11 protein-coding genes are annotated in these 14844 nt (G+C 61.4%); 7 read left to right on the forward strand and 4 right to left on the reverse strand.

Annotated features, from left to right (window positions below; genetic code table 11):
- Positions 1-84 precede the first annotated feature (84 nt).
- Positions 85-1557 (forward strand): DegQ family serine endoprotease, encoded by a 1473-nt coding sequence (locus DESPR_RS16765; protein ID WP_015725991.1) that lies wholly within the window; start codon positions 85-87, stop codon positions 1555-1557.
- Positions 1558-1640: 83 nt separating this feature from the next.
- Here the strand turns inward: DESPR_RS16765 and DESPR_RS17585 are convergent, their stop codons facing one another.
- A complete protein-coding gene (locus DESPR_RS17585) occupies positions 1641-4961 on the reverse strand; it encodes a PAS domain S-box protein (RefSeq protein WP_015725992.1) in 3321 nt (1106 codons plus the stop codon).
- 160 nt (positions 4962-5121) lie between these two features.
- Between DESPR_RS17585 and DESPR_RS16775 the strand changes: the two genes are divergently transcribed.
- A complete protein-coding gene (locus DESPR_RS16775; RefSeq protein WP_015725993.1) occupies positions 5122-5811 on the forward strand; it encodes a type 1 glutamine amidotransferase in 690 nt (229 codons plus the stop codon).
- Positions 5812-5829: 18 nt separating this feature from the next.
- Here the strand turns inward: DESPR_RS16775 and DESPR_RS16780 are convergent, their stop codons facing one another.
- Positions 5830-6786 (reverse strand): ketopantoate reductase family protein, encoded by a 957-nt coding sequence (locus tag DESPR_RS16780; RefSeq protein ID WP_015725994.1) that lies wholly within the window; start codon positions 6784-6786, stop codon positions 5830-5832.
- Between the two features lie 124 nt (positions 6787-6910).
- Here DESPR_RS16780 and DESPR_RS16785 point away from each other — a divergent pair, with 124 nt between their 5' ends.
- The 4 genes from DESPR_RS16785 (at position 6911) to DESPR_RS16800 (ending at position 11748) form a co-directional block, all read left to right on the forward strand.
- Positions 6911-7423: a dihydrofolate reductase gene (locus DESPR_RS16785; protein WP_015725995.1), complete on the forward strand. Its 513-nt coding sequence runs from the start codon at positions 6911-6913 to the stop codon at positions 7421-7423.
- A gap of 68 nt (positions 7424-7491) precedes the next feature.
- The gene (locus tag DESPR_RS16790; RefSeq protein WP_015725996.1) at positions 7492-8274 is read left to right on the forward strand and encodes an RsmE family RNA methyltransferase; all 783 of its coding nucleotides are present in this window, start codon (positions 7492-7494) and stop codon (positions 8272-8274) included.
- Positions 8271-8720 carry a D-aminoacyl-tRNA deacylase gene (gene dtd, locus DESPR_RS16795; RefSeq protein ID WP_015725997.1) on the forward strand — a complete coding sequence of 150 codons (450 nt, stop codon included), beginning with the start codon at positions 8271-8273 and terminating at the stop codon, positions 8718-8720. The genes DESPR_RS16790 and dtd overlap by 4 nt, the downstream gene beginning before the upstream one ends.
- 103 nt (positions 8721-8823) lie before the next feature.
- Positions 8824-11748 carry an insulinase family protein gene (locus DESPR_RS16800; protein WP_169701661.1) on the forward strand — a complete coding sequence of 975 codons (2925 nt, stop codon included), beginning with the start codon at positions 8824-8826 and terminating at the stop codon, positions 11746-11748.
- Positions 11749-11760: 12 nt separating this feature from the next.
- Here the strand turns inward: DESPR_RS16800 and DESPR_RS16805 are convergent, their stop codons facing one another.
- Positions 11761-12147, reverse strand: coding sequence for a DnaJ family domain-containing protein (locus DESPR_RS16805; RefSeq protein WP_015725999.1), 387 nt, complete (start codon positions 12145-12147; stop codon positions 11761-11763).
- A 112-nt stretch (positions 12148-12259) separates the two neighbouring features.
- Between DESPR_RS16805 and DESPR_RS16810 the strand changes: the two genes are divergently transcribed.
- On the forward strand, positions 12260-13144 hold the full coding sequence (locus DESPR_RS16810; protein WP_015726000.1) for a hypothetical protein: 885 nt from the start codon (positions 12260-12262) through the stop codon (positions 13142-13144).
- Positions 13145-13190: 46 nt separating this feature from the next.
- On the opposite strand, the gene nadB is transcribed toward DESPR_RS16810, so the two are convergent.
- Positions 13191-14792, reverse strand: coding sequence for an L-aspartate oxidase (gene nadB, locus DESPR_RS16815; protein WP_015726001.1), 1602 nt, complete (start codon positions 14790-14792; stop codon positions 13191-13193).
- Positions 14793-14844 lie beyond the last annotated feature (52 nt).

Here is a 14844-nt window from a genome sequence, read left to right on the forward strand (position 1 = left end):
CGTTGTTGACCGCCCGTTGTTCCGTGTCCGACCGGCATCCGTCCCGGATGGTCCCTTTTCCATAAGCCAATGGAGCCTCGCATTATGCACACCTTATCGAAACCGCGCACCAAAACGATTCTTGCCTCCTGTCTGCTGTGCCTGACGCTGCTGGCTGGAGGTTTTCATGCTTCCCACGCCCAGAGCGAGGAAGACCTGGCCTTGCTGGACCGCAGCGCCAAGGCTTTCTCTTCGGTGGTGAAAAAGGCCGGCCCGGCGGTGGTTCATGTCGGGGTGGAAAAGGAAACCACCGCCAGGGGCATGGGGCAGTTCCCTTCCGATTTGTTTAACGATCCCTTTTTTGAGCGCTTTTTCGGGCCGCAGTTCCGCCACCCGCGCACCAACCCCAAGCAGGACAAGCGGACCTTCAAGCAGGAGGCTGCCGGCTCTGGCTTCATCATCGCCAGCGACGGCTACATCCTGACCAACAACCACGTGGTCGAGGAGGCCAGTAAGATCACTGTCCGCCTGGCCGACCAGCGCGAGTTCCCCGCCAAGGTGGTGGGCACCGATCCTCAGTCGGACGTGGCCATCATCAAGATCGACGGCAAGAACCTGCCGGTCCTGCCCCTGGGCAATTCGGACACCCTGGAGGTCGGCGAATGGGTCATAGCCATCGGTAGTCCCTTTGAGCTCAACCAGACGGTCACCGTTGGCGTGGTCAGCGCCAAGGGCCGCAACCGCATGGGCATCACCGATTACGAGAATTTCATCCAGACCGACGCGGCCATCAACCCCGGCAATTCGGGTGGGCCGCTGCTCAACATCCACGGCGAGGCCGTGGGCATGAACACCGCAATTTTTTCCCGAAGCGGCGGCTATATGGGCATTGGCTTCGCTATCCCGATCAACATGGCCAAGAGCATTGAACAGCAGCTGCGCAAGAGCGGCAAGGTCACCCGCGGCTGGTTGGGCATCCTCATTCAGGATGTCAACGAGGAGATGGCCAAATCCTTTGGCGGCAAACAGGGCGGCGGCGCCCTGATTTCCGACGTCACCGACGGCTCGCCCGCGCACAAGAACGGCCTGCAGCAGGGGGACATCATCACCGCCATCAACGGCGAACCGGTGACCGATGTGGCCGACCTGCGCAACAAGATCGCCATGACCCCGCCCAACACCGAGCTGCGGCTGCGCATCCTGCGCGATGGCCAGGAGAAGGAGCTGACGGTGACCGTGGGCGAGCAGCCCGCCGACATGGCCTCGGTGGCCAAGAAGATGGGCGGTTCGACCTTGAGCGAACTCGGCCTCTCCCTCCAGGATCTGACCAAGGAGGTGGCCGAGCAGTTCGGTTACAGCAGCAATCAGGGCGTGCTCATCGCCGATGTCGAACAGGGCAGTGCCGCCGCCGAACTCGGCCTGCAGGCCGGCATGCTGATCGAGGAGGTCAACCGCACCAGGGTCCGCACCCTCAAGGAACTGCAGCAGGCCCTGAAAAAATCGAGCAATGCCAACCAGGTGCTGTTGCGCATTCGTTCCGGCGAACACAGTCAGTACGTGGTGCTGCAGACCAAATAGGCCTGATCTGCTCTTGCCGCACACAGCCGCTGCCGGAACCTCCGGGGCGGCTGTTTTTTTTGGGGGGCCGCGAAGGTGATTCGTCAGCCGTTCCCTGTTGCTGCCGACCGCAGCAGCTGTTCGATTTTTTCCTGCAATCCTTGGACGGTGAAGGGCTTTTTGATAAAGGGAAGCTCGCTGTCCCGGTCGTCGAGGACAAGAATGTCTGCGGCATAACCGGACATGAACAACACCTTGATGTCCGGCCGCCGGGCCAGGATTTGGCGGCTCAATTCCCGGCCGTTCATCTCCGGCATGACCACATCGGTGAGCAGCAGATCAATCGTCCGCTCCGCGTCGGCGCAGATGGTCAGAGCCTCCTGCGGAGTCATCGCCACCAGCACGGTGTAGCCGCTCATCTCAAGAATGTCCCTGGCCATTTGCCGCACGGTTTCCTCGTCCTCGACCAGCAGGATGGTGCCGCATTTGTCCCGTGCCAGTAGGTGCTGCCGTTCCTCGGTCAGGCCCTCGGAGTGGACCGTGCTGCGGGGCAGGAACACCTTGAAGACGGTGCCGACGCCCACCTCGCTCTCGACCAGCACCAGCCCCCTGTTCTGGCTGACGATGCCGTAGATCGTCGCCAGCCCAAGCCCCGTGCCCTTGCCGCTTTCCTTGGTGGTGTAGAAGGGTTCAAAGATGTGCGCAAGGGTCTCCGGTCCCATGCCGCTGCCGGTGTCGCTGACCGTCAACCGCACATAGTCGCCCGCCGTGATTTCCGGATAGTGCCGGACAAAGGCGGCATCCAGGTGGACATTGGCGGTCGTCACGGTCAGCAGGCCGCCCTGCTCCATGGCGTCGCGGGCATTGACCACCAGGTTCATGATCACCTGGTCCACTTGGGTGGGATCCATGTGGATCGGCCACAATCCATCGGCCAGTCTGACCTCGAAGCGGATGTCCTCGCGGATCAGCCGGCCAAGCCCCTTGTGCACCCCCTTGACCACGGCGTTGAGGTCCAGCACCTGGGGGGAAATGGCCTCCTGCCGTGAAAAGGCCAGCAGTTGGCGGGTGATGTCTCGCGACTGGGTGGCGGCCCTGATGATTTGATTGAGATAGCCGCGCATTTTGTCCGGGCTCGGTTGGCTGCTTTTCGCCAGGTCGGCATAGCCGAGAATGACCGACAGCTGGTTGTTGAAGTCGTGGGCCACGCCGCCGGCCAGACGACCGACCGCTTCCATCTTCTGCGCCTGACGCAGCTGGGCCTCAAGCCTGCGCTTTTCCCGCTCCTCTTCCTTTCGTCCGGTGGTGTCGACCATGATTCCCCGCCGCCACCGTGGCACGCCGTTTTCCGCAACCACGGTAACCATGTCTTGCATCCATACTGTCTCGCCGTTTTCCGCCAGGAAACGGTATTCCAGGACATGGTCCTCGCCGGCCCTGGTCTTGGCTTGGGCATGGGCAGAGACGTGCTCGCGGTCCTCCGGGTGGAGGTGCGCGCGCCAGAACCCCTTCGCCGCCCAGGCTTCCACCGGATAGCCCAGCAGCCGTTCCGCCTGCCGGCTGACATAGGTGAAGGCAAAGGTGTGCGCATCCGCTTCCCAGACAATGCCGTCCACGGAATCAACCAAATTGACGAAACGGGCGCGTTCCGTGCGCAGTTCCTCCTCGATCCGTTTCTTTTCGGTGATATCCCATGCCACCCCCAGCACCCCGAGCAGGCGGCCGGAGTCATCGTAGATCGGGGTCTTGATGGTTTCCAGCAGCTCCCGGTGGCCGTCGGCGGCATAGGTGATCCATTCCTCGTTGATCGTCGGCTGCCCGTTGTCGATGGCCTTGCGGTCGTTGGCCCGGAAAAAATCGGCCTGCTCGCGGGCGACGAAATCGTAATCCGTCTTGCCGACGATATGTGCTTCGCTGGTACCGAAAAACTGTTCAAAGCGGTTGTTGCAGCTCAGGTAGACGCCATCCGGGTCTTTCATCCAGATCATCGCCGGCACGGTCTGGAGAAGGTTGCGCAGCCGGGCGCGTTCCGTTTCCAAAACCTGCTGAGCCTGCTTGAGCGCGGTGATATCATGGGCCATGAAGTAAATGCAGTCTTCCCCCCAGACGGTGATCGGCCGCATGAACATCAGGGCATCACGCCTGTCGCCGGATTTGGTGGTGAGCACGAATTCATAATTTTCCAGCCATCCCCGCTCATGGATAATGGCCATGGCTCCGGCCCGCGCCTCCTGGGTCCACAACCCCAGCCCCACCGAGGTCCGCCCCAGGGTCTCTTCCCGTTCATATCCGGTCATGGCGATGAAACCATCATTCACCTCGAGGAAGCAGCCATCGCTCATGCGGGTGATGCCGGCCATTTCCGGCATCAGACGAAAGATGGCCGCGTATTTTTGTTCCGAGAGGCGCAATTCCTCCTCGGCCCGTTTGCGGTCGGCCACTTCCCGCCGCAGCTCTTGATTGCGTATCTGCTCCCGGGCGGGACGGGCCGCCAGCGACCAGATGAAGGCCGCCACCAACAGGCTGTTGAGCAGGCCGATCCAGAACAACGGCGAATCGATCGGCGTTTTCCGCGGCCAGCCGCCTTTGCGCACCGCGCAGATCTGCCACTGCGTTCCGGGAACATTCACCGGCATGCAGACCGGATTGTCGGCAAACAGCCGCTCCTCCCCGCGCAGGATCAGGCCGGGCCCGCCCTGGTGGTCGACTTTGCGCAGACCGATGGCAAATCCCTTCGTTGCCTCCACGCCACCGACATCGAGCAGGGCATCGACCCGGGTCACCACCGACACGATCCCCCAGTAACGAGGTTCGGTCCCTGGCGGCCTGTTGGCGGCGGTGAACACGGGGACTCGGGCGATCAGTCCCTCGCCGCCCTGCACCAGCCGGTGGGGGCCGGCGAGGATGGGGCGTCTGCTGGCCATCGCCTGACGCACGGCCGCGTACTGCTCCGGGTTGGATGCGTAGCGAAACCCGATGGCCTCCTTGTTGCCTTCGAGGGGAAAGATCATGGCCATCTTGTTGTCGGGGGCGATGCCAATGTTGTGAATCTGGGGATGCCCCTTGATGGCCTGCCGGGCCAGGGCCTCGAACAGATCGTGGCTGATGGTTCCCTGGTGGGCGATGACATCGGCAAGGGCCGAGGTGGCGCTGAAGACCGTGGCCACGGTGCCTTCCAGGCGGGCGCGGATGGTGGCCAGGTCGTTGAGCGCCTGGCCGCGCGCCTCGCTGATCCGCTGTTGCGTGTCCAGCAGACCGATCCGCCAGCTGAGCAGGGCGCCCAGCAGCAGCGCCAGGCCGGCCAGGACCCAGGGAATCTGGATGCATCGGGAGATGACGTTCGCTGTCCTTGGTTGCTCCACATCCGCCTCCCCAAAAATGTCCGGCCCGGAAGGCCCGATGCCGGAGAAGAGCCGAAAATCCATTGAGATGTATGCGCGTAGGATAGCAGGGGCCGGGGCGGTTGCAAATGGGAATCAGGCAGGACGAGGTAGATTCCTCCAGGCGGGCAATGTTTTCGATTGCCAGGCTGAATGGCGGGCAATAGTATGCACGGCATCCAATTGTATCGAGGAGGAGACCACGGTGCGCATCCACGCCTTGCAGCACGTTGCCTTTGAAGGGCTGGGCCATATTGGCCACTGGGTCGAGAAGCAGGGCTACCCCCTGAGCATGACTCGGCTGTACGCGGGCGACCCCTTGCCCACGCTGGCCGATTTTGATCGGCTGGTGATCATGGGCGGGCCGATGAACATCTACGAGGACGGCCTGTATCCCTGGCTGGCCGGGGAGCGGGCGCTGATTCGGGAAGCGATCGCCGCGGGCAAGTCGGCGGTGGGCATCTGTCTGGGGGCGCAGCTGCTGGCCGATGCCCTCGGTTCACCCGTTGTCGCCGGCCGGCACAAGGAAATCGGCTGGCTGCCGATCCGGCTCACCGACGCGGGCAAGCAATCCGCCCTGTGGGCCGGGCTGCCCGACCAGCCGGTGGTGTTTCACTGGCACGGCGATACCTTTGCCATTCCCGCTGGCGCGATTCATCTGGCCGAGAGCGCAGGCTGCGTCAGCCAGGCCTTTGTTTACGACAACCGTATCCTCGGGCTGCAGTTTCATCTGGAATCCACGCCGGACACGGTGCGGCAGATCGTGTCCCACTGTGGCCACGAATTGGTGCCGTCCCCCTTTGTGCAGAGCGCGGTCGAGATTTTCCGCGATGGTCCGGACCATTTCCCGGTGATCAACCGGATGCTGGAAACCTTGCTGACCCGGTTGGGCTAGCCCTCTTGGCGGCCGGGTTCAGGTCGGCTGCCGCATCTGCTGCTCCTTGAACCGCACCAGGGCGGCGAGAAAATCGCAGCAGGGCGTGGGCACGCCGAATTTTCGGCCCTGCGCCGCCACATAGCCGACCATGGCTTCGACCTCGGTCGGTTTGTTGTGGTCCAGGTCCTGGAGCATCGAGGCCCGGTGGTTGGAGGTGGCCGGAATCAGTTGGCCGTAAAAGACCCTGCCATAGCTGGCCGCATCGGGCCACGGGGTGGTGCCGCCCATGGCATTGATCACTGCGAAGGTCTCCTCGATCACCTGATCCATGAGCATCCGGGTTTCAGCGCTCTCTCCCAGGGCGCCGTAGGGGACGCCGAGGAGGGCGCCCAGCGGGTTGAGGGCGCAGTTGTAAAGCAGCTTGGCAAAGAGCGACTGGTAGATGTCCGCCACCGCGATGCTGGGCAGACCGGCATGGCTGAGCGCATCGGCCAGCCGTTTGGCCGCCGCCGGAATGGTGCCGCGCACGCAGCCGCCCACATGAATGGCATCCGCGGAAACGGTGATCCGCACCACGCCGGGCCGTTCAATCTCGAAACCGGTGATCACCCGCCCCGCCAGGCTGCGCTCGCGGCCGAGGCGTTCGGCCAGTTTCTCCAGGTTGCCGCAGCCGTTCTGCAGTGAGACCACCGGGCAGTAGCACTCGTGCAGCGCGGCGATATCGCTGATCGCCTTGTCCGTGTCATACGTCTTGGTGGTGAGCAGGATGGCCTCGTAGTCGCGGCCGCTTCGGCCCCTGATTCCGGTGAACAGGCCGATCTGGCCCGGCGGCACACCGTGGTCGCCGAAAATGCCGGTGACCCGCAGGCCCGTGGTCTGCAGCGCCTCGACAAAGCGCGGCCGAAGCACGAGGTCGACCTTGTGGCCGTCCGCGGCCAGCATGCAGCCGATGGCCTGACCCAAGGCCCCGGCCCCGTAAATCAAAAAATGCATGAGTTCCTCCCAGAATGCCTGCTCAGTCTTGCCGCCCCGAAGCCAACGCCCTCCCTTCACGGGCGGATCACCCCGCAGGCGCGGGCTGGTCGTTCTGTCTTCTTGTCAGGGGGCGGCGATCACCGTGGAATTGATCATCATCGCCGCCATGGCCGCCAATCGGGTCATCGGCCGCCATCATACCATTCCCTGGCACATAGCGGAAGACATGGCCCACTTTAAAGCCACCACCATGGGGCATCCGGTGATCATGGGCCGCATCACCTACACCTCGATCGGATTGCCTCTGCCGGGGCGAACCAATATCGTGGTCAGCCGGACTCCCGGCTTCCAGCCCCATCCGGACTGCACGGTGGTGACCTCCCTGGAGGCGGCCATCGATTGCTGCCGGACCGCTGCCAAGGCCTTTGTCATCGGCGGCGCGCAGTTGTACCGTGCCGCCCTGCCCCTGGCCCAAACCCTGATCCTCACCCGGATCGACCGGGAGTACGCGGGGGATGTCTTGTTTCCTGATTTTTCCGATCAGCCCTTTGTCTGTGTCGAGCGGAAACCGCTGGCCGCCAGCGTGCCGCTGACCATCGAAATCTATCGGCGCATGGGCCTCTCTGGCGCGGCCCCGGGTAATCCGCCGGTCTGACGTGACGTTTTTTGCGGTAGGTGCGGGAAGGCTATGCATTCCACCTTCTTTTATGCTACAGAACAGCCATGCGACGCTTTTTTTTCCCCCACCATGCCCACAGCGGCGATTTGATCGAACTGTCCGGGGCGGAGGCACGGCACATCGCCTCGGTGCTGCGCCTCAAGCCAGGGCAGGCCGTCGAGTTGTTCGACGGTCAGGGACAGGTGTGTGCGGCGGTTTTGCAGACAGTGGGCAAGCACCAGGTGACAGCGAGGGTCACCGCGATCCGCAACGAACGCCCTGCGGTCAGTGTCCCGCTGACCCTGGCGCAATGCCTGTTGAAAGGCAAGAAAATGGATCTGCTGGTGCAAAAAGCCACCGAACTTGGCGCCCAGGCCTTCATGCCGGTGGTGTCCGCCTACTGTGAAAACCATGGAGATCGGGACCATCAGCGGGAACGCTGGCAACGGATCATGATCGAGGCTTGCAAGCAGTGCCACCGCTCCAACCCTATGGCCATTCTGCCGGTGGCCCGGCTCGATCAGGCCGATTTTACCCCCTACGATCATCGGTTGGCCGCCTGGGAAGGAGAGCGACAGGCTGCCCTGCCGACCCGATTCATTGATCACCCCGGTCCCCTCTGCCTGTTCTTGGGTCCGGAGGGCGGCCTTCACGACGACGATCTCCGTCTCCTGACTCAGTGGTCCTTCACGCCCTTTTCCCTGGGCCGACATATCTTACGCGGTGAAACCGCTGCCCTGGCCGCGCTCTCCATTGTCCAGTACCTGAGCGGCTTTCTCCGGCCGGAGACCGCGAATTGCGCCGAATCGTCCCCTCCCGCTGAACCCTCACTTTTTTTCGAGCCATGAGAGCTGTTGTGCAACGCGTTACCCAGGCCCAGGTCGAGGTCGAGGGGCAGGTCACCGGCGCCATCGCCGCAGGCCTGCTGGTTCTGCTCGGCGTGCATCGCCACGATACCGACAAGGATCTGGCCTGGATGGTGGATAAGATCCAGCATCTGCGCATCTTCGAGGACGAGGGCGGGCTAATGAACCGCTCGCTGGCCGACGTCGGCGGTCAGTTGCTGGTGGTCTCCCAATTCACCCTCTATGGCGACTGCCGCAAGGGACGCCGACCGTCGTGGAACGAGGCGGCCCCGCCCGAGTTGGCCCGGCAGCTCTACGAACAATTCATCGACCGCTGCCGCGGGCGCGGCATTCCCACCCAAGCCGGCGTTTTTCAAGCCATGATGCAAGTTTCCTTGACAAATTCCGGCCCGGTCACCATTCTTTTGGATTCCCACAAAACCTTCTGACCCCATGCCGGACCGGATTGCCCGGCCCCCAGCAAACAAGGAAAATCGAATCCGCGGCGTGATGGATGGAACCCATGCCGGGATTTTTACGGAGCGGAGCGTTATGACCTCATTTGCCATCGGCTCGACCTACCACGGCTTTGTTCTTGAGCGGAAAGAATTCCTGCCGGAAATCCATTCCACGGTCTTCCTTTTCACCCATGCGGTGCTCGGCTGCCAGGCCCTGGCGATCAAGAACCAGGATGAGAACAAGACCTTTTGCGTCTCGTTCATGACCGTGCCCGAGGATTCCACCGGCGTGGCCCACATTCTTGAGCATTCGGTGCTGATGGGCTCGGAAAAATACCCGGTGCGCGACGTGTTCGGCGAGATCAACAAGGGCGGGCTGATGACCTTCCTCAATGCGATGACCGGCTCGGACACCACCTGGTATCCCTTCGCCACCCGCAATCTCAAGGAATACTTCAACATCATGGACGTCTACTGCGACGTGGTGTTCAACCCCTTGCTGCTGCGCTCGACCTTTGAACAGGAAGGGTGGCATTATCACCTGGAAAACGAGGAGGACCAGCTGCAGTACATGGGCGTCGTGTTCAACGAGATGAAGGGGGCCTACTCCGACCCGATCCGCTCCCTGTTCCACCACATCTATCGCGGCCTGATGCCGCAGTCGACCTATGCCCACGAATCCGGCGGCGATCCCCGGCGCATCCCGGACCTCAGTTTCGAGCAGTTCGTGGAATTTCATCGCGGCCACTATCACCCCTCGAACTGCACCCTGTTTTTTTATGGCGATGCCCCGCTCGACGAGGAGCTGGCCTATGTGCAGCAGAACTTTCTAGCCCGCTACACCGCACCGGCGGCCAAGGCGCGGATCGAGCCCGGACTTGATCTCCGTGAACCGCTGTGTATCGAGGACACCTACCCGGTGCAGCCGGGCAGTCCCACCGCACAGAAAACCTTTCTCGCCATCAGCTCAACCGTGGGCACGGTCCACGACCGCAAACTCAACGCCGCCTTCCAAATCATCGCCAACATCCTGTTCAACTCCGATGGCTCGCCATTGAAAAAGGCGATTATCAATGCGTATTTGTGTAAAGATTTCGGTGGATTGTTTCTTTCGAACGCCAGCTTCAAAACCCTGATGATCACCTATCTGGTCGGCACCGATCCAGAGAAACGCGACCACTTCCTGGCCCTGTACAAGGCGACCCTGTCCCGCATGGTCGAGGAGCGTCTCGACAAGGACCTGGTGCTTTCCGAGTTGAACCGCTACGAGTTTTCGGTGCGGGAGGAAATGAACAAGGCTCAGCGTGGCCTGGATCTGATCGGCAAGGCTCTGCCGGCCATGAAGCACGGCCTGACCCCCTTCGAAGCCCTGCAGATCGACGCCCTGTTGGCGGAAATTCGCAAGGATGCCACGGAAAACGGCTACTTCGAGCAACTGATCCGGACCTATCTGCTCGACAATCCGGCCACGGTCACCGTCACCCTGGCACCCGACGCCGAGAAAATGGCCCAGAACCTCCAGGAAGAGCAGCAACGGCTTGACGCCTTCGGCCAATCGCTGGACACCGACGGCCGCCGTCGGCTGGTCGAGCGAACCCAGGAACTGATCGCCCTGCAGAGCGCGGCCAACACGGTGGACGATCTGCGTCGCCTGCCCCGGCTCACCCTGGCCGACCTGGATGCCCATCCGCCCTTCCATGCCGTCCAGCCGGCACTGCTTGGGCACACCGAACTGCTGATCAACGACCTGGAGACCAACGGCATCTGCTATCTGGACCTTGGGTTCGACTGCTCGGCCCTGCCCTTGGAGCTGCTGCCCTATCTCGACCTGTTCGCCACCATCCTCACCGAGATCGGTACCGAGCAGAAGGATTACATGCAGTTCGCCAAGGCGATCAACCTGTGTACCGGCGACTTTTCCCATTCCGTCCAGGTTTACGTGCGTCAGGGCGAGCCTCAGACCGTGCGGCCGATTCTGTGGGTGCATGCCAAGGTGCTGTCGGCCTATTTGGAACAGGCCATTGACCTGATCAGCGAAGTGCTGGCCTCGGTCGATTTTTCCGACGAGCATCACATCGAGGAGATTATCCACCGGGAATTCGCCTGGGCCGAACATGCGGCGCAGAGCGACGGCTATTCCCTGGCCCTGACCAGGGCCTTTTCCCATCTCAGCCGCGCCGGGCAGTATAACGAACAGATCCACGGCATTCAGGCCTATCTTCACCTCAAAGGCCTGGCTGGTAACTACCTTGAGCACGAGGCCACGCTCCATGCCGCCCTCCGCCAGATCCGCGACCTGCTGCTCCGCCGCCAAGGGCTGATTGTGACGATCACCGCCGAGGACCGGGAAATTAGCCGCTTCCAGGAACTGGGCGCCTCTTTGGTCAACGCCCTGCCCGATCTGCCCGTGGTCCCGGCACGCCCGTCCTTTCCGACCGTGCCCGCGACCCAGGCCTTCACCACCTCCGCCGAAGTGGTGTACAACGTGCAAGCCTGTACCCTTTTCCCGGACGCCTCGCGCTACAACGGTTCGTTCGAGGTGCTGCGCACCTGGCTGTCACGAGACTATCTGTGGAATACGGTCCGGCAGATGGGTGGAGCCTACGGCTGTTTCATTCAGTTCAACCACCTGACCGGCAATTTCGGCATGATCAGCTACCGCGATCCCCAAGTACGGAAAACCTTCGAGGCCTATGAAGCCCTGGCCAAGGTGATCGGCAGCCTGTCTCTGTCCGATGAATCGCTGCAGCAATTGATCGTCGGCGCCTATGGCACGGCAACGCCCCATCAGGGGCCGGCCACCCGGGGGGCCACCGCCCGCAACGATTATCTGGCGGGGATCACTCCGGCCTTCCGGCAACAGCGGATCGAAGAAATCATTCGCACCAGCGTCGACGACCTGCGCGGTTTTGCTCCGCTTTTCGCCCAGCTCTCCGCCAAGCCCATCCGGGCAACCATCGGCGGCCGGGAGAAGATCGACCAGGATCGCACCCTGTTCGAGCATGTCACAGAGCTGTAATCCTTTCGGCTGTCAGCCCTTCTTCCCGGTTGACAGCCGATCCACCACCCGGTTGTAATACGGTCCATCCTCGCCCAGTTCGACGCTTCGGCCCATACGGCATTCGATCTTGGTTTTCAGGCAGCTTATCTTTTTGAGTTGTCGAACTTTTTCTTTTTCGTCGCGGCAACCGTCCAGCAGCTGTTCCAACCGGGTGATTTCCTTTTGCAGGGCAACCTCCTCCGGCACGTAGCCGGCATTTTTCAGCAACCGGTAGCCCATGCGCAAATCGGCAGGCACATGGGCCAGGTCATCCGGCGGCAGCGGCTTGCCTTTCCAGTGGCTCAGATCGGGAATGGTGCCCTCGGCCATGGCCTGTTGGATTTTCCGTTCCGCGATTTGCTGTATGACCGAAAGCATGCCCTTTCCTCTCTTTTTCTTGTTTCTTCAGTGCCAGCCGCTACAATAGGGCGTTGACCCGATACGCGCAGCCCGGCTGCCTCATTTTGCTGTTCAACCCAAGGAGTGACCCATGATATTCAAACGAAAGCTGTTGATCCTTCCCCTCAGCCTGCTGGTGGTGCACGCCCCCGCCTGGGCCGATGATCTGCCCTGGGAAAAGAAGCTGCCCTTCAAGCAGGCCACCATCCATTACGAGCTGACCGGCAGCGAGCAGGGCAAGGACACCTTGTATATCAAGGAATATGGCAAGATCCGGGCAAAGTACCATACGGCCACGACCACGATCATGGGAGAAACCACCAAGGCGGACACCATTGAGATCACCGATCCAGACTGGATCACCACCTATGATCTGATCGAGCAAAAAGGGGAAAAAACCACCAACCCGAGCAAGATCTATCAGGCCGAGTATAACAAACTCAGTGCTGAGGAGAAAAAGAATTTCGAGAGAAACGCCACGGAACTCGGCGCAGGCCTAGCCACCAATTTCGGAGGTTCGGTGACGCAGAAGAGCGAGAAACTGATGGGCTATGACTGCGATGTGGCCACCGTGGGCGGCATGTCCACCGTCTTCCTGCTGCATGGCAGCGACATCCCTCTCAAATCCGAAGTATCGATGATGGGCGTGAAGAATCTCAACCTGGCCACCAAGATCGATACCGATTCGGCCATACCAGATCGTGTCTTTGCCCCTCCCGCCGGTATTGTGGCCGAGCGTAATCCGGAAATGGAGAACATGATGAGCGGCACCATTCAGCACATGGTGGCCACCCTCAAGAAACCCGATGGTGCCAAGGAAATCCAGCAGGCCGGGCCGATGGGCATGATGGGGACAGGCGGCATGGAGCAAATGATGCGCCAGGGCATGGAAAACGAGGGCATGAGCAAGGAAGAACAGGAAGAAGCGATGCGGCAGATGCAGGAGGCGATGCAGCAATTGAAGCCCCAGCAATGATTCAACCAAGCGCCCCCGGAGATCAGTGCTCCGGGGGCGCTTGATTTTATTTTTGCAGAATGGTGTCCTGTCTGAAGTCCCGGTCGTTCTTTTCCGGGTAGTCGAGAATGTAATGCAAGCCGCGCGACTCCTTGCGTTGGCTGGCGCTCTGAACAATCAGATCGGCCACCACCGCCAGGTTGCGCAATTCGACCAGATCCGGGGTGAGCAGATAATCGTAAAAATGCTCCTTGATCTCCTTGAGCATCCAGCCCAACCGGGTCTGCATCAGCTCCAGCCGTTTTGTCCGGCGGACAATTCCCACATAGTCCCACATCAACTGGCGCACCTGATCCCAGTTGTGTTTGATCAGGATCGATTCGTCGAGCAGGGCCGCGCCCCCCGTCCGCCAAGGGTCCACGGAGATGCGGTCCAGACGGCGGATGCCCTCCATCTGTTCCTTGAGCACTTCAGCCGCCCGGTGCGCAAAGACCACCGCTTCGAGCAGGGAGTTGGAGGCGAGGCGGTTGGCGCCGTGCAATCCGGTGCAGGCCGTTTCCCCCAGGGCCATCAGGTTGGTGATCGAACTGCGGCCCCAGGCATCGACCAGCACCCCGCCGCACATGTAGTGGGCGGCCGGTACCACAGGGATGGGTTTCTTGGTCAGGTCGACGCCGTGCTGTTTGCAGGTCGTGTAGATGTTAGGGAATCGTTCCTTGAGGAAGGCGGCCGGTTTGTGCGTGATGTCGAGGAACACGCAGTCCGCGCCGGTGGCCTTCATTTCCGCGTCGATGCCCCGCGCCACCGCATCGCGGGTGGCAAGATCGCCCCGGTCATCGTACTTTTTCATGAAGGCTTCCCCCTGTTGGTTGATCAGGATGCCGCCCTCGCCGCGCACCGCCTCGGAAATGAGGAAATTTTTCGCCTCCCGGTTGAAAAAACAGGTGGGATGGAATTGGATGAACTCCAGGTTCGCCACCTTGGCCCCGGCCCGGTACGCCATGGCCACCCCATCGCCAGTGGCGATATCCGGGTTGGTGGTGTACAGATACACCTTGCCGCAGCCGCCGGTGCAGAGCACGGTTACACCTGCGATTCTCGTTTCAACCTCACCGCTGACCCGGTTGAGGACATACGCGCCCAGGCAGCGATCACCATTGGTCCTGTCCCGTCCACGCGCCTTGGATTCGATGAGCAGATCGATGGCCAGATGATTTTCCAGGACCTCGATATTGGGATTGGCGGCTATTTGCTCCAGCAAGGCCCGTTCGATCTCCTTGCCGGTCAGGTCCGAGGCGTGGGCCACCCGCCTGGCCGAATGGCCGCCTTCCATGCCCAGATCAAAGCCTTCGCCGTTTTTCCCTTTCTGGAACCGAACACCCAGTGCCATCAACTCTCGAACCCGATCCGGCCCCTCGGTGGTGACGATGCGCACGATCTCTTCGTTGCACAGCCCATCGCCCGAACACAGGGTGTCGGCGATGTGAGCATCCACGGAGTCCTCCACCGAGAGCACCGCTGCCACGCCGCCCTGAGCCAAATTGGTGGCGGTGTCCGCCTTTTTCTTTTTGGTGATCAGGGTCACCCTGGAAAACTGCGCCGCCTTCAAGGCAAAGGAAAGACCTGACACACCGCTGCCGATAATGAGTACATCGCTATAATCCGTCATACCTGGGTCCTGCGCCGACTTTGTTTCACGTGAAACATGGGCAAAGTTGTTT

It is taken from the genome of Desulfobulbus propionicus DSM 2032 (assembly GCF_000186885.1).
Taxonomy (GTDB): Bacteria; Desulfobacterota; Desulfobulbia; order Desulfobulbales; family Desulfobulbaceae; genus Desulfobulbus; species Desulfobulbus propionicus.

What these genes read in the sequence shown, in the direction of transcription:
- DESPR_RS16765 (WP_015725991.1), top strand. Translation starts at nt 85, where the DNA reads ATGCACACCTTATCGAAACCGCGCACCAAAACGATTCTTGCCTCCTGT.
- DESPR_RS17585 (WP_015725992.1), bottom strand. Translation starts at nt 4,961, where the DNA reads ATGGATTTTCGGCTCTTCTCCGGCATCGGGCCTTCCGGGCCGGACATT.
- DESPR_RS16780 (WP_015725994.1), bottom strand. Translation starts at nt 6,786, where the DNA reads ATGCATTTTTTGATTTACGGGGCCGGGGCCTTGGGTCAGGCCATCGGC.
- DESPR_RS16790 (WP_015725996.1), top strand. Translation starts at nt 7,492, where the DNA reads ATGCGACGCTTTTTTTTCCCCCACCATGCCCACAGCGGCGATTTGATC.
- dtd (WP_015725997.1), top strand. Translation starts at nt 8,271, where the DNA reads ATGAGAGCTGTTGTGCAACGCGTTACCCAGGCCCAGGTCGAGGTCGAG.
- DESPR_RS16800 (WP_169701661.1), top strand. Translation starts at nt 8,824, where the DNA reads ATGACCTCATTTGCCATCGGCTCGACCTACCACGGCTTTGTTCTTGAG.
- DESPR_RS16805 (WP_015725999.1), bottom strand. Translation starts at nt 12,147, where the DNA reads ATGCTTTCGGTCATACAGCAAATCGCGGAACGGAAAATCCAACAGGCC.
- DESPR_RS16810 (WP_015726000.1), top strand. Translation starts at nt 12,260, where the DNA reads ATGATATTCAAACGAAAGCTGTTGATCCTTCCCCTCAGCCTGCTGGTG.
- nadB (WP_015726001.1), bottom strand. Translation starts at nt 14,792, where the DNA reads ATGACGGATTATAGCGATGTACTCATTATCGGCAGCGGTGTGTCAGGT.